This window comes from Niallia sp. FSL W8-0635, assembly GCF_038007965.1.
Classification (GTDB): Bacteria; Bacillota; Bacilli; order Bacillales; family Cytobacillaceae; genus Niallia.
This window is the reverse complement of record NZ_JBBOYD010000001.1, coordinates 3,407,725-3,429,800: the sequence shown is the minus strand read 5'-3', so window position 1 is coordinate 3,429,800 and position 22,076 is coordinate 3,407,725. Positions and strand designations below refer to the sequence as shown.

Here is a 22,076-nt window from a genome sequence, read left to right as displayed (position 1 = left end):
ACATAGGGAAAAAAATTCTTTGTGGTGAAGGATAATCCTGCTTTTTTAATGGATAAAAAAAGTTTTAAAAAAAGTGTTGACCTTTGTCTAGGAATAATGTTATATTTATATCCGTCGCTGAAACAACACGAAATGTTGAAGTAAACGACGGAAAAAGTTTTTTGAAAAACTATTGACAGTGAATGTTGATAGATGCTATATTAGAAAAGTCGCTTCTTGAGTGACTGACTAAATTGCTCTTTGAAAACTGAACAAACAAACGTCAACAATATTCGTTTTATAACTAACGTTATAGAATGACAACAAGTAACAAAAAGCTAGAGTTTAGCAATGAGCTAATCAACTCTTTATTGGAGAGTTTGATCCTGGCTCAGGACGAACGCTGGCGGCGTGCCTAATACATGCAAGTCGAGCGGACTTTAAAAGCTTGCTTTTAAAGTTAGCGGCGGACGGGTGAGTAACACGTGGGCAACCTGCCTGTAAGACTGGGATAACTTCGGGAAACCGGAGCTAATACCGGATAATCCTTTTCTACTCATGTAGAAAAGCTGAAAGACGGTTTACGCTGTCACTTACAGATGGGCCCGCGGCGCATTAGCTAGTTGGTGAGGTAACGGCTCACCAAGGCAACGATGCGTAGCCGACCTGAGAGGGTGATCGGCCACACTGGGACTGAGACACGGCCCAGACTCCTACGGGAGGCAGCAGTAGGGAATCTTCCGCAATGGACGAAAGTCTGACGGAGCAACGCCGCGTGAGTGATGAAGGTTTTCGGATCGTAAAACTCTGTTGTTAGGGAAGAACAAGTACAAGAGTAACTGCTTGTACCTTGACGGTACCTAACCAGAAAGCCACGGCTAACTACGTGCCAGCAGCCGCGGTAATACGTAGGTGGCAAGCGTTGTCCGGAATTATTGGGCGTAAAGCGCGCGCAGGCGGTCCTTTAAGTCTGATGTGAAAGCCCACGGCTCAACCGTGGAGGGTCATTGGAAACTGGGGGACTTGAGTGCAGAAGAGAAGAGTGGAATTCCACGTGTAGCGGTGAAATGCGTAGAGATGTGGAGGAACACCAGTGGCGAAGGCGACTCTTTGGTCTGTAACTGACGCTGAGGCGCGAAAGCGTGGGGAGCAAACAGGATTAGATACCCTGGTAGTCCACGCCGTAAACGATGAGTGCTAAGTGTTAGAGGGTTTCCGCCCTTTAGTGCTGCAGCAAACGCATTAAGCACTCCGCCTGGGGAGTACGGCCGCAAGGCTGAAACTCAAAGGAATTGACGGGGGCCCGCACAAGCGGTGGAGCATGTGGTTTAATTCGAAGCAACGCGAAGAACCTTACCAGGTCTTGACATCCTCTGACACTCCTAGAGATAGGACGTTCCCCTTCGGGGGACAGAGTGACAGGTGGTGCATGGTTGTCGTCAGCTCGTGTCGTGAGATGTTGGGTTAAGTCCCGCAACGAGCGCAACCCTTGATCTTAGTTGCCAGCATTAAGTTGGGCACTCTAAGGTGACTGCCGGTGACAAACCGGAGGAAGGTGGGGATGACGTCAAATCATCATGCCCCTTATGACCTGGGCTACACACGTGCTACAATGGATGGTACAAAGGGCAGCAAAACCGCGAGGTCGAGCAAATCCCATAAAACCATTCTCAGTTCGGATTGTAGGCTGCAACTCGCCTACATGAAGCTGGAATCGCTAGTAATCGCGGATCAGCATGCCGCGGTGAATACGTTCCCGGGCCTTGTACACACCGCCCGTCACACCACGAGAGTTTGTAACACCCGAAGTCGGTGGGGTAACCTTTATGGAGCCAGCCGCCTAAGGTGGGATAGATGATTGGGGTGAAGTCGTAACAAGGTAGCCGTATCGGAAGGTGCGGCTGGATCACCTCCTTTCTAAGGAAAATGGAATTTACATTCCATCAAAGATTGTTGACGATTTGTTGTTCAGTTTTGAGGGAGCAATTCCTCAAAAGTAGGCTTATAATAAGCCAATTGTTCCTTGAAAACTAGATTATGAATAGTAAAAACAAGAAAGAAACCGAGTAATCGCCATCTTAGATTCTCTATTTTAGAGAATTACTTCTTTGAAAAGTAATCGTATTAATCGAATACTCATTCAAAGATTTGAGAGCAAAGAGAAGCAAGTAGGTCAAGGAAGCGACCGAGCGAGCACCGGAGCGTACGCTAGTACGTGAGGAGCAGAGTGAGAGAGCTGACGAAGAGATACGCCGCTTATCTTTGGTCGAAACTAAGTTAAGTTAGAAAGGGCGCACGGTGGATGCCTTGGCACTAGGAGCCGATGAAGGACGGGATTAACACCGATATGCTTTGGGGAGCTGTAAGTAAGCTTTGATCCAGAGATTTCCGAATGGGGAAACCCTCTATCCGTAATGGGATAGAATCTTTACCTGAATACATAGGGTACTGAAGGCAGACCCGGGGAACTGAAACATCTAAGTACCCGGAGGAAGAGAAAGCAAACGCGATTCCCTGAGTAGCGGCGAGCGAAACGGGATTAGCCCAAACCAAGAGGCTTGCCTCTTGGGGTTGTAGGACACTCTATATGGAGTTACAAAGGAACGGGGTAGACGAATCGATCTGGAAAGGTCAGTCGTAGAAGGTAAAAACCCTGTAGTCGAAACTTCGTTCCCTCTTGAGTGTATCCTGAGTACGGCGGGACACGAGAAATCCCGTCGGAAGCAGGGAGGACCATCTCCCAAGGCTAAATACTCCCTAGTGACCGATAGTGAACCAGTACCGTGAGGGAAAGGTGAAAAGCACCCCGGAAGGGGAGTGAAATAGATCCTGAAACCGTGTGCCTACAAGTAGTTAGAGCCCTTTTATGGGTGATAGCGTGCCTTTTGTAGAATGAACCGGCGAGTTACGATTACATGCGAGGTTAAGTTGATAAGACGGAGCCGCAGCGAAAGCGAGTCTGAATAGGGCGAAATAGTATGTGGTTGTAGACCCGAAACCAGGTGATCTACCCATGTCCAGGGTGAAGTCCAGGTAACACTGGATGGAGGCCCGAACCCACGCACGTTGAAAAGTGCGGGGATGAGGTGTGGGTAGCGGAGAAATTCCAATCGAACTTGGAGATAGCTGGTTCTCTCCGAAATAGCTTTAGGGCTAGCCTCAAGATTTAGAGTATTGGAGGTAGAGCACTGTTTGGACTAGGGGCCCCCATCGGGTTACCGAATTCAGACAAACTCCGAATGCCAAATACTTATTCTTGGGAGTCAGACTACGAGTGATAAGATCCGTGGTCAAGAGGGAAACAGCCCAGACCACCAGCTAAGGTCCCAAAGTATACGTTAAGTGGAAAAGGATGTGGAGTTGCTTAGACAACCAGGATGTTGGCTTAGAAGCAGCCACCATTTAAAGAGTGCGTAATAGCTCACTGGTCGAGTGACTCTGCGCCGAAAATGTACCGGGGCTAAACGTATCACCGAAGCTGTGGATTGACATCTATGATGTCAGTGGTAGGAGAGCGTTCTAAGGGCGTTGAAGCTAGACCGTAAGGACTGGTGGAGCGCTTAGAAGTGAGAATGCCGGTATGAGTAGCGAAAGATGAGTGAGAATCTCATCCACCGAATGCCTAAGGTTTCCTGAGGAAGGCTCGTCCGCTCAGGGTTAGTCGGGACCTAAGCCGAGGCTGAAAAGCGTAGGCGATGGACAACAGGTTGATATTCCTGTACCACCTTTAAATCGTTTGAGCAATGGGGGGACGCAGGAGGATAGGGTAAGCGTGCTGTTGGATTAGCACGTCCAAGCAGTTAGGCCGGTAATGAGGCAAATCCCATTACCATACGGCGGAGCTGTGACGGCGAGGGAAATATAGTACCGAAGTTCCTGATTCCACACTGCCAAGAAAAGCCTCTAGCGAGATTTATGGTGCCCGTACCGCAAACCGACACAGGTAGGCGAGGAGAGAATCCTAAGGTGAGCGAGAGAACTCTCGTTAAGGAACTCGGCAAAATGACCCCGTAACTTCGGGAGAAGGGGTGCTCTTTTGGGTGTTAAAGCCCGAGAGAGCCGCAGTGAATAGGCCCAGGCGACTGTTTAGCAAAAACACAGGTCTCTGCGAAGCCGCAAGGCGAAGTATAGGGGCTGACACCTGCCCGGTGCTGGAAGGTTAAGAGGAGGGGTTAGCGTTCGCGCGAAGCTCTGAATTGAAGCCCCAGTAAACGGCGGCCGTAACTATAACGGTCCTAAGGTAGCGAAATTCCTTGTCGGGTAAGTTCCGACCCGCACGAAAGGTGTAACGATCTGGGCACTGTCTCAACGAGAGACTCGGTGAAATTATAGTACCTGTGAAGATGCAGGTTACCCGCGACAGGACGGAAAGACCCCGTGGAGCTTTACTGCAGCCTGATATTGAATTTTGGTACAGCTTGTACAGGATAGGTAGGAGCCTTGGAAGCCGGAGCGCCAGCTTCGGTGGAGGCATTGGTGGGATACTACCCTGGCTGTATTGACATTCTAACCCGCACCCCTTATCGGGGTGGGAGACAGTGTCAGGTGGGCAGTTTGACTGGGGCGGTCGCCTCCTAAAAAGTAACGGAGGCGCCCAAAGGTTCCCTCAGAATGGTTGGAAATCATTCGTAGAGTGTAAAGGCACAAGGGAGCTTGACTGCGAGACCTACAAGTCGAGCAGGGACGAAAGTCGGGCTTAGTGATCCGGTGGTTCCGCATGGAAGGGCCATCGCTCAACGGATAAAAGCTACCCCGGGGATAACAGGCTTATCTCCCCCAAGAGTCCACATCGACGGGGAGGTTTGGCACCTCGATGTCGGCTCATCGCATCCTGGGGCTGTAGTCGGTCCCAAGGGTTGGGCTGTTCGCCCATTAAAGCGGTACGCGAGCTGGGTTCAGAACGTCGTGAGACAGTTCGGTCCCTATCCGTCGTGGGCGTAGGAAATTTGAGAGGAGCTGTCCTTAGTACGAGAGGACCGGGATGGACGCACCGCTGGTGTACCAGTTGTCTTGCCAAAGGCATCGCTGGGTAGCTATGTGCGGAAGGGATAAGTGCTGAAAGCATCTAAGCATGAAGCCCCCCTCAAGATGAGATTTCCCATAGCGCAAGCTAGTAAGATCCCTGAAAGATGATCAGGTTGATAGGTCAGAGGTGGAAGCGTGGCGACATGTGGAGCTGACTGATACTAATAGATCGAGGACTTAACTAAAATGATTACTCATTCTTTCTTTCTTTTACTTCATAATCTAGTTTTCAGGGAATAATTTTTAAAAATTACACTTGAAAAAATCTCAAAAACATGTATAATGAAATATGTCTTGAGAAAAGTCTGGTGGCGATAGCGAGAAGGTCACACCCGTTCCCATACCGAACACGGAAGTTAAGCTTCTCAGCGCCGATGGTAGTTGGGGGTTCTCCCCCTGTGAGAGTAGGACGTCGCCAGGCGTTATATATGGAGGATTAGCTCAGCTGGGAGAGCATCTGCCTTACAAGCAGAGGGTCGGCGGTTCGATCCCGTCATCCTCCACCATTATTTTTGGACAAACTATACACGCCGGTTTAGCTCAATTGGTAGAGCAACTGACTTGTAATCAGTAGGTTGGGGGTTCAAGTCCTCTAGCCGGCACCACTTTATGAGCCATTAGCTCAGTCGGTAGAGCATCTGACTTTTAATCAGAGGGTCGGAGGTTCGAATCCTCCATGGCTCACCATTAATTATTATAAGTTTTATTAAGCGGGTGTGGCGGAATTGGCAGACGCACTAGACTTAGGATCTAGCGCCGCAAGGCGTGGGGGTTCGACTCCCTTCACCCGCACCAATTAATTAAATACGCGCGGAAGTAGTTCAGTGGTAGAACACCACCTTGCCAAGGTGGGGGTCGCGGGTTCGAATCCCGTCTTCCGCTCCAAAAAACAATGCCGGGGTGGCGGAACTGGCAGACGCACAGGACTTAAAATCCTGCGGTAGGTGACTACCGTACCGGTTCGATTCCGGTCCTCGGCACCATTGTTTTTAAATTAATGCGCCCGTAGCTCAATTGGATAGAGCGTCTGACTACGGATCAGAAGGTTATGGGTTCGACTCCTTTCGGGCGCGCCATTATATTTCGGGAAGTAGCTCAGCTTGGTAGAGCACTTGGTTTGGGACCAAGGGGTCGCAGGTTCGAATCCTGTCTTCCCGACCAGCGAAACATTTTGGGGCCTTAGCTCAGCTGGGAGAGCGCCTGCCTTGCACGCAGGAGGTCAGCGGTTCGATCCCGCTAGGCTCCACCAATATTTACAATTTATTAATATGATGGCGGCGTAGCTCAGCTGGCTAGAGCGTACGGTTCATACCCGTGAGGTCGGGGGTTCGATCCCCTCTGCCGCTACCATAATACATTGGACCTTTAGCTCAGTTGGTTAGAGCAGACGGCTCATAACCGTCCGGTCGTAGGTTCGAGTCCTACAAGGTCCACCATATGATTGAGGAGGAATACCCAAGTCCGGCTGAAGGGATCGGTCTTGAAAACCGACAGGCGGGTCAAACCGCGCGGGGGTTCGAATCCCCCTTCCTCCTCCATTTAAATTTTATATAATATTATCGCGGGGTGGAGCAGTCTGGTAGCTCGTCGGGCTCATAACCCGAAGGTCGCAGGTTCAAATCCTGTCCCCGCAATCTGGTCCGGTAGTTCAGTTGGTTAGAATGCCTGCCTGTCACGCAGGAGGTCGCGGGTTCGAGTCCCGTCCGGACCGCCATTTAAGATGGCTCAGTAGCTCAGTCGGTAGAGCAAAGGACTGAAAATCCTTGTGTCGGCGGTTCGATTCCGTCCTGAGCCACCATTTTAGTTTTTTCTAAAATGAAGGTATAATATAGTGGCGGCTATGGCGAAGTGGTTAACGCATCGGATTGTGGCTCCGACACTCGTGGGTTCGATTCCCATTAGTCGCCCCATTCTAAAATTTAAATATGCGGGTGTAGTTTAATGGTAAAACCTCAGCCTTCCAAGCTGATGTCGTGGGTTCGATTCCCATCACCCGCTCCAAAATTTAGGGCCTATAGCTCAGCTGGTTAGAGCGCACGCCTGATAAGCGTGAGGTCGATGGTTCGAGTCCATTTAGGCCCACCATAAAAAAATATTCCGCAGTAGCTCAGTGGTAGAGCATTCGGCTGTTAACCGAACGGTCGTAGGTTCGAGTCCTACCTGCGGAGCCATTTTTTTTGGGGAAGTACTCAAGAGGCTGAAGAGGCGCCCCTGCTAAGGGTGTAGGTCGCGTAAGCGGCGCGAGGGTTCAAATCCCTCCTTCTCCGCCATTGGCCCGTTGGTCAAGCGGTTAAGACACCGCCCTTTCACGGCGGTAACACGGGTTCGAATCCCGTACGGGTCATAAAAAAAACTGATAGCAGATGCTATCAGTTTTTTTGATTTGATTTAAGAAAAATGCTTCTTGGGGTATGCAACAACTTCAAGATAAAAAATACACATGATCACCAAATATCTTATTCTTTACTTATGCAGACAAAAGCAAAGATAGGAGTTACATGTATAGGAAATATTCTACCATCACCTTACCATGATTTGATTAAGGAATTGTTCGAAAAAATGAAAAGCGAGATGGACAATATATCATATCGAAATGATAAGTATTAAATTGTTAATTAAAATTTTCCCCGTTTTAAATCTTCTTCCCATTTATCCTCACTTGTATATAATTTATTGCCAGGATTATTTAGATCAAAATCAGAAAGAAATCCAGTGTATGGACCCCTAAACATATCAACAGCAAGTATTTTTTGATCTGGTGCTTCAAAAAATGGATTGAATTTTTTTGATGTTTGTTCATTAAGATATTCTTCTTCACTTTTACTCATAATAAATTACCTTCCTTATGTTTAGAAATCCTTCTTAGTATTCCGTATTATAAAAAATCTATGATAAAAATTCACAATCTAAATTAGTCAATTAAACATAAAAAGTTTTATAGTATCATAAAATTTTAAAAACAAAAAAGGATTTACACTTTATTGATAGAATATTAAAATTAATCGAATTTAATTCTATGTACAATTTTTTACAACGATTGTCGTATATTGTTTGGAATCTGGAAAAAAGGGAATTAAAAAGTACAAAGTGTAAAATTTAGTCACTTAATAATTACATGTAATAGAAAGTAGGATGACAGTGGAGACAGTATATCCAACAGAATTTCAACTACATTTATTTCACGAAGGTAACTTGTTTGAGAGCTATAGATTATTTGGATCCCATGTTCATCATAGAAATGGAGAGGTTTACACCAGTTTTTGTGTATGGGCTCCAAATGCTCTAAGTGTTCAATTGGTTGGGGATTTTAATAATTGGAATGGGGAAGGATATTCCCTTGAACGAATTAATAACGAAGGGGTTTGGCTTTTAAATGTAAATAGAGATTTAACAGGTGTAATGTATAAATACAAATTAACATCACCTGATGGAAGAGTGCTTCTAAAGGCTGACCCATATGCTTTTTTCTCCGAAGTTAGACCTCATACAGCATCTATTGTATATTCATTGGAAGGCTATAAGTGGAATGATTCAAAATGGAAACAAAAAAAGACAAAAAAGAACTATTTAAATGAACCATTAGCTATATATGAAGTTCACTTAGGATCTTGGAGAATTCATGAGAATGGGGATCTATATTCTTATAGAGAGCTTGCTGATGAATTAATACCTTATGTTCTAGAACAAGGCTTTACACATATTGAGGTGCTTCCTTTAGTCGAACATCCGCTTGATATATCTTGGGGATACCAAGGAACGGGCTATTATTCTGCAACAAGCAGATTTGGAGAACCTAAGGATTTAATGTATTTTATCGATCAATGTCATCAGCATGGGCTTGGGGTAATTTTTGACTGGGTTCCAGGACATTTTTGTAAGGATGCTCACGGATTATATCAATTTGACGGAACGAGTCAATTTGATTATGTGAATCCAGTAGATCGAGAGAATTATGTTTGGGGAACTGCAAATTTTGATTTAGGAAAAAAGGAAGTGCAAAGCTTTCTTATTTCTAACGCTATTTTTTGGATGGAATATTTTCATGTAGATGGCTTTAGAGTAGATGCTGTATCTAATATTATTTATTGGCCAAATTCTAATGAAAATAGTGTAAATCAATATGGAATCGATTTCCTCCAAAAACTAAATCAAACAGTATGTCAATATGATTCTTCAGTCTTGATGTTTGCTGAGGATTCCACTGATTGGCCACAAGTAACTGCTCCAGTTCATTATGGAGGTATTGGATTCCACTATAAATGGAATATGGGATGGATGAACGATATTTTAACTTATATGGAAACTGATTCTGTTAATAGAAAGCATGTACATGATAAAGTCTCCTTTTCCCTGCATTATGCATTTTCTGAAAACTTTGTTTTGCCCTTTTCACATGATGAAGTTGTTCATGGAAAAAAATCGTTGGTAGATAAGATGCCAGGAGATTATTGGCAAAAATTTGCTCAATTTCGTCTCCTTTTAGGATATATGATTGCACATCCAGGAAAAAAATTATTATTTATGGGAAATGAATTTGCCCATTTCGCAGAATGGAAAGATAAGGAACAGTTAGATTGGATGCTGCTAGATTATGAGATGCACCAAAAAGCAAATGAGTATATGAAGGAACTATTAAAAATATACAAAAGATCTAAGCCACTGTATCAAATGGATCATGTTAGCGATGGCTTTGATTGGATCGATGTAAATAATAGAGACCAATCTATATTCTCCTTTATACGCAAAGCTGAAAAAGAAGAGGATTATTTAGTAGTCATTTGTAATTTTACTTATCATACATATGAAAATTACAGGGTGGGTGTTCCTCTAAATAATTCTTTCCGAGAAATATTAAATAGTGACACTGATAGATTTGGTGGAGCTAATTATATAAATAAAAAAGTAATAAAAGCAGAAGAAGTAGAATTTCATGGAAGACCTTTTTCTGTTCAACTAACAATACCAGCTTTTAGTATGATTGTTTTACGTCCAGTTCAACATCGGAAGGGGAGAAAAGGAAATGGGAAAGAAACGGTGCGTCGCAATGCTTCTAGCAGGAGGAAAGGGGAGTAGGCTATATTCTTTAACTAAAAGTTTGGCGAAGCCAGCTATACCTTTTGGTGGAAAATATCGAATTATTGACTTCACTTTAAGTAATTGCTCTAATTCTGGAATAGAAACAGTAGGCGTTTTAACGCAATATCAACCGCTAGTTTTAAATTCTTACATTGGAATAGGTAGTGCGTGGGACTTAGATCGTGTTAATGGAGGGGTAACGGTTTTGCCTCCTTATAGTGAATCCTCTGAAGTGAAATGGTACACAGGAACAGCAAGTGCCATTTATCAAAACCAGAATTATTTGTCTCAATATGATCCTGAATATGTCCTTATTTTATCAGGGGATCATATTTATAAAATGAATTACGAGGAGATGCTTGAATATCATATAAACAAGCAAGCAGATGCCTCTATCTCTGTCATTCAAGTAGGATGGGAAGAAGCTAGTAGATTTGGAATTATGAATACAAATAAAGAAATGGACATTATCGAATTCGAGGAGAAACCGAAACATCCAAAGAATAATTTAGCCTCTATGGGAATTTATATTTTCAAATGGAAAGTACTAAAAGAATTACTTGAAGAGGATAACTTAAATAAAAATTCATCACATGATTTTGGGAAGGATATCATCCCTTTATTAATAGAAAAGCAGAAGAAGGTAGTTGCCTACCCATTTAAAGGATATTGGAAAGATGTCGGCACTGTACAAAGTCTTTGGGAAGCAAATATGGATTTATTGGATGATACTAGTAAATTAAATATCTCTGATTATAATTGGAGAATTTATACAGTAAACCCAAACCATCCACCACAATATATTTCTAGTGATGCACGGGTTAAAGAGTCCATGGTGAATGAAGGCTGTATTATTAGTGGAAATCTAGAAAAGTCCATTGTCTTTCAAGGAGTTACTGTAGGAAAGGGGACAATCATTCGGAGTTCTGTGATAATGCCTGATGCAAAGATTGGAAACAATGTATATATTAAGAAGGCTATTGTCCCTTCTGACATTACAATACCAGATGGAATGGTCATTAAACCAAATAAAGATGTAGATGAGGTTGTGCTTGTTACAGAAGAAATGGTTAATGAAATGATTTCCTAACAAACTAGATAGGAGGGATTAAGATGATTAGATCAATGCTGGGCATAATTGATGCAACAACACATATGGAAGATTTAGAAGAGTTAACTGCTCATCGCACACTTGCTGCACTTCCAATCGGTGGACGATATCGTTTAATTGATTTTGTTCTCTCTAATATGGTGAACTCTGGAATAGGAAGTGTTGCTATTTTTCCAAAATATCAGTATCGCTCTTTAATGGATCACTTAGGATCAGGGAAAAACTGGGACTTAGATAGAAAAAGAGATGGATTATTTTTCTTCCCTGCACCCATTTCAGATGCCAATACGGTTGGAATAGGTTCTTTTAATCACTTTGCTGCAAATATGGATTATTTTCAAAGAAGCAAGCAAGAATATGCATTAGTTGCAAATTGCTTTACTGTGTTTAATATGAATTTTAGTCCTGTATTAGAACGTCATCTCACTTCTGGTTGTGATATAACGGAGATTACCAATAATGGGAGTTCATTAGAAATATATTTAATGAAGAAATCAAAGCTAATAGAATTAATAGATTCAAGGAATGATACGGGTTATACATGTATGAAAGATGTTGTCTTAGATATTAATAATCAGCTAAAAATATGTGAATACGAATATAACGGCTATGCCGAAAAAATAAATTCTATATCTAGCTACTATACTGTAAGCAAAGATATTTTAAAAGCAACAGTATGGAATCAGCTTTTTATCAAAGAGAGACCGATATTTACGAAAGTGAAGGATGAACCACCTACTCGTTATACAAGTACGGGGGAAGTGAAAAATTCTATGATAGCAAATGGATGTTTTATTGAGGGAGATATTACTAATAGTATTATTTCTAGAGCAGTTAAACTTGGTAAAGGCTCAAGTTTGAAAAATTGTATTATTATGCAAAAATGCACTATTGGAGAGAATTGTCATTTGGATTCTGTTATTTTAGATAAGGATGTTATAGTGGAAAGTGGTACAGTGATGACGGGTACTGCTAGTTCTCCATTTGTTGTAAGAAAAGGAACCGTGCAAGGAGCGTTGATGAATTCGTGAGAGTATTATTTGCAGTTTCAGAATGTGTACCATTTATAAAATCTGGAGGACTAGCAGATGTAGCTGGTTCTCTTCCAAAGGAACTAAAAAAACAAGGAACAGATGTAGCAGTAATTATGCCAAAATATCAAGATATTCCTGCACATTTACTTGCGAATATAAAGAAGAAAAGATATTTCTATGTGCCAGTAGGTTGGCGTAATCAATATTGCGGAATTGAAGAATTAGAAGTAGAGGGTATCACTTTTTATTTTATTGATAATGAGTGGTATTTTAAGAGAAGTGGCTTATATGGCTATGGGGATGATGGGGAGCGTTATGCATTCTTTAATAGAGCTGTATTAGAGAGTTTACCATATTTAGATAATTATCCAGATGTCATTCATTGTCACGATTGGCATACAGCTATGATTCCTTTCTTATTGAATGTTGACTATAAATGGAAAAAAGAGTACAGCGATATTAAAACTGTTTTTACCATACATAATCTTCAGTTTCAAGGAATATTACCAAGAGAGGTTCTTGGTGATTTATTTAATGTAAATGATTATTATTTTACATCAGATAAACTAGAATTCTATGGAAATGTGAATTTGATGAAGGGAGGACTTATCTCTGCCGATAAAATAACAACAGTAAGTCCTACTTATAAAAACGAAATCCAAACAGAATATTATGGGGAGAAACTGAATAATGTATTAAAGCAGAGAGAGTCTGATTTATACGGTATTATTAATGGTATTGACGAAGAAACATACAATCCAGAAACAGATCCTGTGATAGCTGCTAACTATACGGTTACTTCTTTAGAGAAAAAGCAAGAAAATAAGCTATTCATTCAACAGAAGTTTGGCTTAACGGAAGATCCGGATATTCCAATTATTTGTATGATATCAAGATTAACTAGTCAAAAGGGATTAGAGCTAGTTAGACATGTATTTCATGAAATGATGGAAGAAGAAGTACAGTTTCTAGTGTTAGGAACAGGCGATCCTGAATTTGAAAATTTTTTCCGTGAAATGGAATATACGTATTCAGACAAATGTAAAGCTTATATTGGATTTGATGAAAACTTAGCTCATCAAATGTATGCAGGTGCAGATTTATTTCTAATGCCTTCTAAGTTTGAGCCGTGTGGCTTAGGACAGTTAATTGCTTTGCGATATGGCAATATCCCAATTGTGAGAGAAACAGGTGGACTTAATGACACAGTATTCTCTTATAATGAACGGACGAAAGAAGGGAATGGATTTAGTTTCACCAATTTTAATGCTCATGATATGCTTTACACCATTAGAAGAGGTATTCATTTTTATAAAGAGGATAAAGAAGTATGGCATAAACTAATGACAAATGCGATGTCAATGGATAATAGTTGGGCTCAATCTGCATTCAAATATAATCAATTATATGCAGAGCTTATCTCGAGGAGTGAATCCCATGTTTTCTAACAAGGAACGATTTAAGAGGTATTTTTTACAAAGGCTTGAGATGACTTATGGAAAAACCTTTGAAGATACAACAAGTAGTGATCATTTTCAAACATTAGGTCACATGATTAGAGAGTATGTAAGCTCGAATTGGATTCAGACAAATGAGCAAAGTCGTAAAAAAAATGGGAAAGAGGTTTACTATCTTTCGATTGAGTTTTTATTAGGAAGATTGCTTCATAATAACCTAATTAATTTAGGTATTGATCAAATAGTAATAGACGGCTTAGCGGAACTCGGAATTGATTTTTTTGAAGTGGAAGAAATAGAACATGATGCTGGACTTGGAAATGGCGGGTTAGGAAGGCTTGCGGCATGTTTTTTGGATTCTCTTGCCACATTAGACTTGCCAGGACATGGTTGTGGAATTCGATATAAGCATGGATTATTCGAACAGCGAATTGTTGATGGATATCAAATCGAGTTGCCAGAACAATGGCTAAAGCAAGGACAGGTTTGGGAAGTTAGAAAAGAGGATTTAGCAGTAGATATTTATTTCTGGGGAAATATTGATATGTATGAGAGGGATGGAAAGTTACAGTTTCGACATTTAAATGCCGAAACTGTAACAGCAGTTCCGCATGATGTACCTGTAATTGGCTACCATACGACAACGGTAAATACATTGAGGTTATGGAACGCGGAGCCGTCTTCTTTAATAGCGAAAGATGTAAAAGATATAATGCGTTATAAAAGAGAAACAGAATCAATATCAGGATTTTTGTATCCAGACGATTCCAATGATGAAGGGAAAATTTTACGATTAAAACAACAATATTTTTTAGTATCTGCTAGCCTTCAATCCATTGTTCGCAATTATAAACAGCAACATAAAAATATTAGTGAAATGCATCACTATATAAGTATTCATGTGAATGATACACATCCAGTATTGGCAATTCCTGAGTTAATGAGAATATTAATGGATGTTGAGGGATTAGGATGGGATGAAGCATGGAATATAACTACGGAAACTATCTCTTACACAAATCACACCACATTATCTGAAGCCCTAGAGCAATGGCCAATCTATATTTTCCAGCCCTTATTACCAAGGATTTATATGATAATTAATGAAATAAATGAGCGCTTTTGTAAGGAATTATGGGAAAAGTACCCTGGTGATTTTCCGAAAATTGAGAAAATGGCAATAATTGCAGATGGTATGATTAAGATGGCTCATTTAGCGCTAGTGGGTAGCCATAGTGTAAACGGAGTAGCAGAAATTCATACGGAAATTTTAAAGAAACGAGAAATGGCTAATTTCTATGCGTTTTATCCAGAAAAGTTTAACAACAAAACGAATGGTATTACTCATAGACGATGGTTAATAAAAGCAAATCCAAAGCTTACCAATCTAATTTCTCAAACCATTGGCGATAAATGGATTGATGAGCCATCGTATTTAAGGGGACTACTTGATTATCAGAAAGATGTTAATTTCAAAGAAAATCTTGCAAGAATAAAGCAAGACAATAAAGAAATACTAGCAAAGATAATTAAGGAGAAAAATGGTATCCTTGTAGATCCATCGTCAATTTTCGATGTTCAAGTAAAAAGATTACATGCATATAAGAGGCAATTATTAAATATCTTGCACATCATGTCCCTCTATAACAAGCTGAGAGAAGATCCATCTATTGATATGGAGCCAAGAACATTTATATTCGGAGCAAAAGCATCTCCAGGATATTATTATGCGAAAAAAATTATCAAGTTAATTAATTCTGTTGCTCAAAAGGTTAACAATGATAAAAGGATTCAAAATAAATTGAAGGTTGTATTTCTGGAAAATTATCGTGTATCTTTAGCAGAGCATATTTTTCCAGCAGCTGATATTAGTGAACAAATTTCAACAGCAAGTAAAGAGGCTTCAGGTACCGGTAATATGAAATTCATGATGAATGGTGCACTTACTGTTGGAACGCTAGATGGAGCAAATATTGAAATGCATGATTTAGTTGGAGACGATAATATATTTATCTTTGGAATGAATTCAGATCAAGTATTAGAATTATATCAAAATGGTGGCTATAGTTCACGGGAGTATTTTTATCATGACGATAGAATACATGAAGTAGTCAATCAATTGAAAAATGGCTTCTATGATCATCCATCTAATGAATTTGATCCAATTTTTGATTCCTTGCTTATAGAGAATGATCAGTTTTTTGTATTAAAAGATTTTCATTCTTATGCAAAAATTCATGAAGAGGTTAATCAAGCATTTAAGAATAAGCAAGAGTGGCTACAAAAAAGCATTGTGAATATTGCTATGTCAGGGCATTTTTCTAGCGATCGAACAATAAAACAATACGCAGATGATATTTGGCATATAAAACCCTATTCATAATTTTTTAAAGGAGATTCTTTTGGAATCTCCTTTGAATTTTTAGTTAATAAAAATGGGAAGGAGGATAGATTTATTCCTCTTCTTCATCTGTATCCTCTGTATAGCCATCTGTTTCATGGTACGGAACATCTCCAAAGGGAGCTTCAATTCCTTCGTCATCTAATGCTTGTTCATACTTTTCGTGGACTTTCGTACGATAAACAGTTCGCTCAGATCCATCGATATTTGTTGCTACAAATGTTTCATAGTCCTCTGTAAAACCTTCGTCATCACTTTCTCGATCGTAAAGACTACCATAATCTTCGAAATCTCCCCTTAAATCTGATGGTGTTTCAGAAGTACCATAACGAGCTACTTCCTGAAAACTATCTTCATAGTCTCTGACGTCACCAGTATCATAATGGCGATACTGATTTCCATGAGCTAATTCCAGAACATCTTCTTCGACTGGGCGATCAGAAGCAATAAATTGGTCGTGACTATATTCCTTAAGGGTTAGAGCAGTTGGAATTGCTTCCAATCTTTCATATGGAATTTCTTTTCCTGAAACTTTACACACTCCATAAGAGCCATCCTCGATTGCCTTCAAGGCATTATTAATGCTATCTAACTCCGATTGATCGTGTTGTTCTAGCGCAAAGTCTTTTTCTCTTTCATATAACTCTGTTCCCATATCTGCCGGATGATTATCATAATTAGACAATTCTCCAACAGATTCCCTCGCATTTTCTTCACTTACGTATCTATCAATTCGATTCAATATATCCGCTTTTCTTTCTTCAAGCTCTCGTTTCAAATGATTTATTTGTTCGGTTGATAACAAGTTAAACACATCCTTATCCATGCTATTGTAATAATGGTAGTATAAGCGTATTTAGCAAAATTAAACGGTAAGACAAGTTGTTCATAAATTTCCCTATTTTATTGATATCAAACCTAAACATAATATATTTAAATAGGGCATGATCTATAAAACAAATCAAAATTTGGAAGCTATATTAAGAATTCACTATGATTGACATAATATAAAGGACAGGTGTATTGTAAAATATGCTAAAATAATGAATGAGCATATATCTTTGAACCAATATAATCGAGGAGAAAATTCTTGATTTGTTTTAGGGGGATTCACAAAGGGATGAATGATAGCAGAGGAACAATGGTACAAACAAAATTAAGGGATAGTGTTTCTCCTACAATATTAGTTAGTGAAGTTAAAATGGTAGAAGAAAAAATGGATGTTCTCGACTTTTTTTCTAAATTCCATTCCTATAAAGGAAAACGTTTTTTTTGGAAGGATCCTTCTGGGAAAAATATGCTTATAGGAATCGGCATTTGTGAAAGAATGGAATGTTCTTTAGGGGAAAACTCCTATTCTGATGTGGAAAAGAAATGGAAACGGCTGTTGGAAAATGCAATTGTGTATAATCAATTCAATCATATTGGAATCGGTCCGGTCCTTTTAGGGGGCTTTTCCTTTGATCCATTAAAAGAGAAAACAGAACTTTGGAATGGCTTCTCAGAAGCTCATTTTTATGTACCACAGTTTATGTTAAGCGAAATTGATGGAATTCAATTTATTACAACCAATATATTAATTCAATCAGATAAAATGGAACAGGCAAAAGAAGCGTTGAAGAAACAATCTTTTGCTTTTGATAAAAGGATAGGTGAATCAACTTCCGATTCTTTCCCTTCGATTAAAGAGATAACGGAAGTAAAGCCGGAAAAATGGAAAGATACAGTTGATAAAGTAATAAACAGATTAGACGAATCGCTTAAAAAAGTAGTATTAGCTCGAGCGAGTAAAGTCAATTTTACAAAAGAATTAGTTACAGAACTTGTCTTGAAAAATTTAATGCAACAGCAAAGCAATGGTTATATATTTGCTTTAGAGGCTTACGATAAATGCTTTACAGGTGCATCGCCTGAAAGATTGGTGAAAAAAGAAGGAGATACCGTTTTTTCTACATGTCTTGCTGGCTCTATTGCTAGAGGTAATAACAAGGAAGAAGATAATGCCTTAGCAGAAGAGTTGCTTTCTGATTCGAAAAATAGAGAAGAACATAACTATGTTGTTAAAATGATTAAGACCGCCATGCAAGAAGTATGTACCACCGTAGAAATGCCGGCAAATCCGCAAATCATGAAAATGAGAGATATTCAACATCTTTATACGCCGGTTAGTGGAAAAGTGAAGGAAACAGAATCTTTAATTTCCTTAATAAAATTATTGCATCCAACTCCAGCCCTCGGTGGTTTTCCACGTGATGAAGCTTTAGAGGTTATTAGAGAGGTAGAGGGATTGGATAGAGGTCTTTATGGTGCTCCAATTGGCTGGCTTGATTATAAAGGGAATGGGGAATTTGCTGTTAGTATCCGTTCAGGATTATTACATGGGGACAGTGCTACGATTTTTGCTGGCTGTGGTATTGTTGCGGACTCTAATCCTGAATCAGAGTATATCGAAACAGCTATTAAATTTAAGCCGATGCTTACAGCGTTAGGAGGAAAATAAAATGATTCATCAGCAACAGTTAACAGCCTATTTGGATGCACTCCTATCTGAGTTAGTTAAGAATGGAGTAGAACATGCTGTCATTAGTCCTGGTTCGAGATCTACTCCAATTAGTCTTTTGCTTGCAGAAGAGGAAGCAATAAAGCTCCACGTTCATGTGGATGAACGTTCGGCCGCCTTTTTTGCATTAGGGATAGCGAAAGCATCCAAAAAACCGACTGTATTAGTATGTACATCTGGTACTGCTGCGGCTAATTATTTTCCTGCTATCGTAGAGGCTAAAATTTCTCGTATTCCGTTAATAGTACTTACTGCAGATCGTCCACATGAGTTAAGAGATGTAGGCGCACCACAAGCCATTGATCAGCTAGACCTTTATGGAAAACATGTAAAATGGTTTATGGAAATGTCAACACCTGATAATAGTCCCGGAATGATTCGATATGCCAAAACAGTAGGAGCTAGAGCAGTCTCGATGGCAAAGCAGCAACCAAGTGGTCCAGTACATGTGAATATACCATTAAGGGAGCCGTTAATCCCTGATTTAGATAATTTAGACCGCTATCGCTTAGAAGATAAGGAAAAGCCATCCATTCGAATGGAAACAGGTGAATTTAGAATTAATGATTCGTATTTTCTCGACTTAGCAGCTAGTCTTGATGGGAAAGGAATTATAATTTGTGGAGAGATAGATAAAGACGATTTTTCAGCAAAAATAATACAATTGGCTGAAAAGACTGGTTTCCCAATAATTGCTGATCCGCTCTCACAACTGCGAAGCAATAGTGCGGATACGAATATCATTATCGACACATATGATATTTTTTTAAGAAATGAAAAGGTGAAATCTCTATTAAAGCCAGACGTGATAATCCGTTTTGGAAGTATGCCTATCTCTAAGCCACTAACCATTTTCTTAAGAGAAAATGAAAAAGCGAAACAGATAGTAGTAGATGGCGGCAGCGGCTACCGAGATCCTAATCAGTTGACAACTGATATGGTTTATTGTGAAGAAGAATATTTTTGTGAGAAGCTTATCTCTGTTATATCTCATTGCTCAATAAATCACTATTTAAAAAAATGGATAGATATAAATGAGCTAACAAAAAAGGAATTAATGCAAACGGCGGAGATTCAAGAAATTAGTGAGGCGAAGCTCTTTCATAGCTTAGGTGAAATGATTCCTGATGATGCGGTGTTATTTGTAGGAAATAGTATGCCTATTCGCGATTTAGATACTTTCTTTCATAAACAAAATAAAAAAGTTACTATCATTGCAAATAGAGGGGCGAATGGAATTGATGGGACAATATCTACAGCTCTTGGAGTTGGGGTAATTAAACAGCCACTATTTTTAATTGTTGGAGATTTAACTTTTTTCCACGATTTAAATGGATTAGTGCTTTCCAAATTGTATAAATTGCCGATAACTGTGCTGTTAATAAACAATAATGGTGGCGGAATCTTTTCTTTCTTGCCTCAGGTGGATCTTCCAAGACACTATGAGCTATTGTTTGGGACTCCTTTAGATATTGATTTTAAGCATGCAGTAGAAATGTATAAAGGGCAGTACAAACTTATCGAAAGTTGGCAAAGGTTAGAGAAATTATTTCAGGATAGTAATTTTGAAGAAGGCTTGAGAGTTTGGGAACTTCGAACGAATCGAGAAAAAAATCTATTGGAACACCGTCAAATGACGGAGAAGATTCAAATGGTGTTAAATCAACTAGATTAAAAGGTGAAGCGTATGTATATCCAAATAAAGAATGTAAATTATCATATAACAATTAATGGAGAGGGGGAACCTCTCTTATTATTACATGGGTTTACTGGGGATAGTGGAACATGGCTTCCATTTATTCCGGTTTGGAAGAAAAACTACAAGGTAATAACCGTAGATATTGTGGGACATGGAAAAACGGATTCACCGGAAGATGTAGCAGATTTTTCCATGAAGGAAAGTATGGATCATTTAAAGGAGATCATAGATTCTTTTCGTATCTCTCCCGTACATTTATTAGGCTATTCAATGGGTGGACGGTTGGCATTGGCGTATTGTATCGAATATCCTGAAACAGTAAAAAAGCTTATTCTTGAAAGCGCATCGCCAGGCTTAAAAACCGAAGAGGAGCAAAGGCAAAGACGAATACAGGATGAAAAACTGGGAGATTCTATCCTTGAACAAGGAATAATAAATTTTGTGGATAAATGGGAGAAGATTCCCTTGTTTAAAAGTCAGGAGCGACTAGATTCAACTGTTAAGCAGACTATAAGGAATCAGCGATTAGCTAATAATCCAATTGGATTAGCTAATAGTTTAAAGGGAATGGGGACAGGAGCCCAAAGCTCTTATTGGTCTCAAATTTCTAAAATTAAGACAGATACGCTTTTACTAACAGGAGAACTAGATCCAAAGTTTAACCAAATTGCTGAAGAAATGGTTAAGAGCAATAAAAAAATGCGACATTTGAATGTAAATGATGCAGGTCATGCAATTCATGTGGAGAAACCTGAAATTTTTGGTACAATAGTAATGGAGTTTTTAAGGAGCTGACATCAAGGTTCAGCCCTGTGAAAAGGAGGAAAAATAATGACAGTAGAATGGGTAGCTGGCAAACAATATGAAGAAATCATTTATGAAACATATAATGGCATTGCCAAAATTACAATCAATAGACCACATGTACATAATGCTTTTACACCAAGAACGGTAAGTGAACTAATTGATGCGTTTGCAATGGCAAGAGATGACAGCAATGTAGGCGTAATTATTTTAACGGGTGCAGGTGATAAAGCATTCTGTTCTGGTGGGGATCAAAAGGTTAGAGGACATGGTGGATATGTTGGAGAAGATCAAATTCCACGCTTAAACGTACTTGATTTACAGCGTTTAATTAGAGTTATTCCAAAACCTGTTATTGCAATGGTAAAAGGCTATGCAATTGGTGGAGGACATGTTCTTCATATCGTCTGTGATTTAACGATTGCTGCTGATAATGCTGTTTTCGGACAAACTGGTCCAAAGGTAGGTAGCTTTGATGCTGGTTATGGTTCTGGCTATTTAGCAAGAATTGTTGGTCATAAAAAGGCTAGAGAAATTTGGTTCTTATGTCGCCAATACAATGCACAAGAAGCACTAGATATGGGATTAGTAAATACGGTTGTACCGTTAGAAAAAGTAGAAGAAGAGACGATACAATGGTGTGAAGAGATTTTAGAGAAGAGTCCAACCGCACTTCGTTTCTTAAAAGCAGCCTTTAATGCAGATACAGATGGTTTAGCTGGAATTCAGCAATTTGCTGGGGACGCAACATTACTATACTATACAACAGATGAAGCAAAAGAAGGACGTGACTCTTTCAAAGAAAAACGTAATCCTGATTTTGGGCAATTCCCTCGTTTTCCTTAAGGGAGTAAGGAATATTAGAAGAATATCGAATCGATAAAATAGTTAGTAATGTACAAGCTATTTAACATAACAATGGGTGACACT

Annotated in this window: 11 protein-coding genes, 21 tRNA genes and 3 rRNA genes; 33 read left to right on the top strand and 2 right to left on the bottom strand. The window is 39.7% G+C overall.

Going from position 1 to position 22,076, the window contains the following annotated elements; translation table 11 throughout:
• Positions 1 to 347 precede the first annotated feature (347 nt).
• From NYE52_RS16545 to NYE52_RS16430, 24 genes are all read left to right on the top strand, one after another.
• Positions 348 to 1,896, top strand: a 16S ribosomal RNA gene (locus tag NYE52_RS16545).
• Positions 1,897 to 2,254: 358 nt separating this feature from the next.
• A 23S ribosomal RNA gene (locus NYE52_RS16540) occupies positions 2,255 to 5,189 on the top strand.
• A gap of 119 nt (positions 5,190 to 5,308) precedes the next feature.
• Positions 5,309 to 5,425 (top strand): 5S ribosomal RNA (gene rrf / locus NYE52_RS16535).
• The 16S, 23S and 5S rRNA genes sit together here with 21 tRNA genes alongside, the layout of an rRNA operon.
• 9 nt (positions 5,426 to 5,434) lie before the next feature.
• Positions 5,435 to 5,510: transfer RNA gene (locus NYE52_RS16530), tRNA-Val, on the top strand.
• Between the two features lie 23 nt (positions 5,511 to 5,533).
• A tRNA-Thr gene (locus tag NYE52_RS16525) sits at positions 5,534 to 5,609 on the top strand.
• A 6-nt stretch (positions 5,610 to 5,615) separates the two neighbouring features.
• Positions 5,616 to 5,691, top strand: a tRNA-Lys gene (locus NYE52_RS16520).
• 23 nt (positions 5,692 to 5,714) lie between these two features.
• A tRNA-Leu gene (locus NYE52_RS16515) sits at positions 5,715 to 5,799 on the top strand.
• Positions 5,800 to 5,814: 15 nt separating this feature from the next.
• Positions 5,815 to 5,889, top strand: a tRNA-Gly gene (locus NYE52_RS16510).
• Between the two features lie 9 nt (positions 5,890 to 5,898).
• Positions 5,899 to 5,987 (top strand) — tRNA-Leu (locus NYE52_RS16505).
• A 16-nt stretch (positions 5,988 to 6,003) separates the two neighbouring features.
• Positions 6,004 to 6,080 (top strand) — tRNA-Arg (locus NYE52_RS16500).
• An 8-nt stretch (positions 6,081 to 6,088) separates the two neighbouring features.
• Positions 6,089 to 6,165 (top strand) — tRNA-Pro (locus tag NYE52_RS16495).
• 12 nt (positions 6,166 to 6,177) lie between these two features.
• Positions 6,178 to 6,253 (top strand) — tRNA-Ala (locus NYE52_RS16490).
• Positions 6,254 to 6,277: 24 nt separating this feature from the next.
• Positions 6,278 to 6,354 (top strand) — tRNA-Met (locus NYE52_RS16485).
• Between the two features lie 9 nt (positions 6,355 to 6,363).
• Positions 6,364 to 6,440, top strand: a tRNA-Ile gene (locus NYE52_RS16480).
• Between the two features lie 9 nt (positions 6,441 to 6,449).
• Positions 6,450 to 6,542: transfer RNA gene (locus tag NYE52_RS16475), tRNA-Ser, on the top strand.
• A gap of 22 nt (positions 6,543 to 6,564) precedes the next feature.
• Positions 6,565 to 6,638, top strand: a tRNA-Met gene (locus tag NYE52_RS16470).
• A 3-nt stretch (positions 6,639 to 6,641) separates the two neighbouring features.
• A tRNA-Asp gene (locus NYE52_RS16465) sits at positions 6,642 to 6,718 on the top strand.
• Positions 6,719 to 6,726: 8 nt separating this feature from the next.
• Positions 6,727 to 6,802: transfer RNA gene (locus NYE52_RS16460), tRNA-Phe, on the top strand.
• A 36-nt stretch (positions 6,803 to 6,838) separates the two neighbouring features.
• Positions 6,839 to 6,914: transfer RNA gene (locus NYE52_RS16455), tRNA-His, on the top strand.
• 17 nt (positions 6,915 to 6,931) lie between these two features.
• Positions 6,932 to 7,005, top strand: a tRNA-Gly gene (locus NYE52_RS16450).
• A 7-nt stretch (positions 7,006 to 7,012) separates the two neighbouring features.
• Positions 7,013 to 7,089, top strand: a tRNA-Ile gene (locus tag NYE52_RS16445).
• A gap of 11 nt (positions 7,090 to 7,100) precedes the next feature.
• A tRNA-Asn gene (locus NYE52_RS16440) sits at positions 7,101 to 7,175 on the top strand.
• 8 nt (positions 7,176 to 7,183) lie between these two features.
• A tRNA-Ser gene (locus NYE52_RS16435) sits at positions 7,184 to 7,274 on the top strand.
• A gap of 2 nt (positions 7,275 to 7,276) precedes the next feature.
• Positions 7,277 to 7,348 (top strand) — tRNA-Glu (locus NYE52_RS16430).
• Between the two features lie 271 nt (positions 7,349 to 7,619).
• On the opposite strand, the gene NYE52_RS16425 is transcribed toward NYE52_RS16430, so the two are convergent.
• Positions 7,620 to 7,832 (bottom strand): hypothetical protein, encoded by a 213-nt coding sequence (locus NYE52_RS16425; RefSeq protein WP_341194055.1) that lies wholly within the window; start codon positions 7,830 to 7,832, stop codon positions 7,620 to 7,622.
• A gap of 304 nt (positions 7,833 to 8,136) precedes the next feature.
• Here NYE52_RS16425 and glgB point away from each other — a divergent pair, with 304 nt between their 5' ends.
• From glgB to NYE52_RS16400, 5 genes are read left to right on the top strand one after another with little or no spacing between them, the layout of a single operon-like run.
• Positions 8,137 to 10,077, top strand: a complete 1,941-nt coding sequence (gene glgB / locus NYE52_RS16420) for a 1,4-alpha-glucan branching enzyme (protein WP_341194054.1) — start codon at positions 8,137 to 8,139, stop codon at positions 10,075 to 10,077.
• Positions 10,025 to 11,170, top strand: a complete 1,146-nt coding sequence (locus tag NYE52_RS16415; RefSeq protein ID WP_341194053.1) for a glucose-1-phosphate adenylyltransferase — start codon at positions 10,025 to 10,027, stop codon at positions 11,168 to 11,170. The genes glgB and NYE52_RS16415 overlap by 53 nt, the downstream gene beginning before the upstream one ends.
• Positions 11,171 to 11,193: 23 nt before the next feature.
• Positions 11,194 to 12,222 (top strand): sugar phosphate nucleotidyltransferase, encoded by a 1,029-nt coding sequence (locus tag NYE52_RS16410; protein WP_341194052.1) that lies wholly within the window; start codon positions 11,194 to 11,196, stop codon positions 12,220 to 12,222.
• The gene (gene glgA, locus NYE52_RS16405) at positions 12,219 to 13,673 is read left to right on the top strand and encodes a glycogen synthase GlgA (protein WP_341194051.1); all 1,455 of its coding nucleotides are present in this window, start codon (positions 12,219 to 12,221) and stop codon (positions 13,671 to 13,673) included. The genes NYE52_RS16410 and glgA overlap by 4 nt, the downstream gene beginning before the upstream one ends.
• Positions 13,663 to 16,065, top strand: coding sequence for a glycogen/starch/alpha-glucan phosphorylase (locus tag NYE52_RS16400; RefSeq protein WP_341194050.1), 2,403 nt, complete (start codon positions 13,663 to 13,665; stop codon positions 16,063 to 16,065). The genes glgA and NYE52_RS16400 overlap by 11 nt, the downstream gene beginning before the upstream one ends.
• A gap of 70 nt (positions 16,066 to 16,135) precedes the next feature.
• Here the strand turns inward: NYE52_RS16400 and NYE52_RS16395 are convergent, their stop codons facing one another.
• Complete coding sequence (locus tag NYE52_RS16395) at positions 16,136 to 16,888, bottom strand: TraR/DksA C4-type zinc finger protein (protein WP_445669119.1); 753 nt, start codon at positions 16,886 to 16,888, stop codon at positions 16,136 to 16,138.
• A 315-nt stretch (positions 16,889 to 17,203) separates the two neighbouring features.
• Here NYE52_RS16395 and NYE52_RS16390 point away from each other — a divergent pair, with 315 nt between their 5' ends.
• The 4 genes from NYE52_RS16390 to menB are packed head-to-tail and all read left to right on the top strand — an operon-like array spanning position 17,204 to position 21,992.
• The gene (locus NYE52_RS16390) at positions 17,204 to 18,583 is read left to right on the top strand and encodes an isochorismate synthase (RefSeq protein WP_341194048.1); all 1,380 of its coding nucleotides are present in this window, start codon (positions 17,204 to 17,206) and stop codon (positions 18,581 to 18,583) included.
• A gap of 1 nt (position 18,584) precedes the next feature.
• Complete coding sequence (gene menD, locus NYE52_RS16385) at positions 18,585 to 20,318, top strand: 2-succinyl-5-enolpyruvyl-6-hydroxy-3-cyclohexene-1-carboxylic-acid synthase (RefSeq protein WP_341194047.1); 1,734 nt, start codon at positions 18,585 to 18,587, stop codon at positions 20,316 to 20,318.
• Positions 20,319 to 20,330: 12 nt separating this feature from the next.
• Entirely contained in the window at positions 20,331 to 21,137 is an 807-nt protein-coding gene (gene menH, locus NYE52_RS16380) for a 2-succinyl-6-hydroxy-2,4-cyclohexadiene-1-carboxylate synthase (RefSeq protein WP_341194046.1), read from the top strand.
• A gap of 36 nt (positions 21,138 to 21,173) precedes the next feature.
• Positions 21,174 to 21,992, top strand: a complete 819-nt coding sequence (gene menB, locus NYE52_RS16375) for a 1,4-dihydroxy-2-naphthoyl-CoA synthase (RefSeq protein ID WP_341194045.1) — start codon at positions 21,174 to 21,176, stop codon at positions 21,990 to 21,992.
• Positions 21,993 to 22,076: the final 84 nt, after the last annotated feature.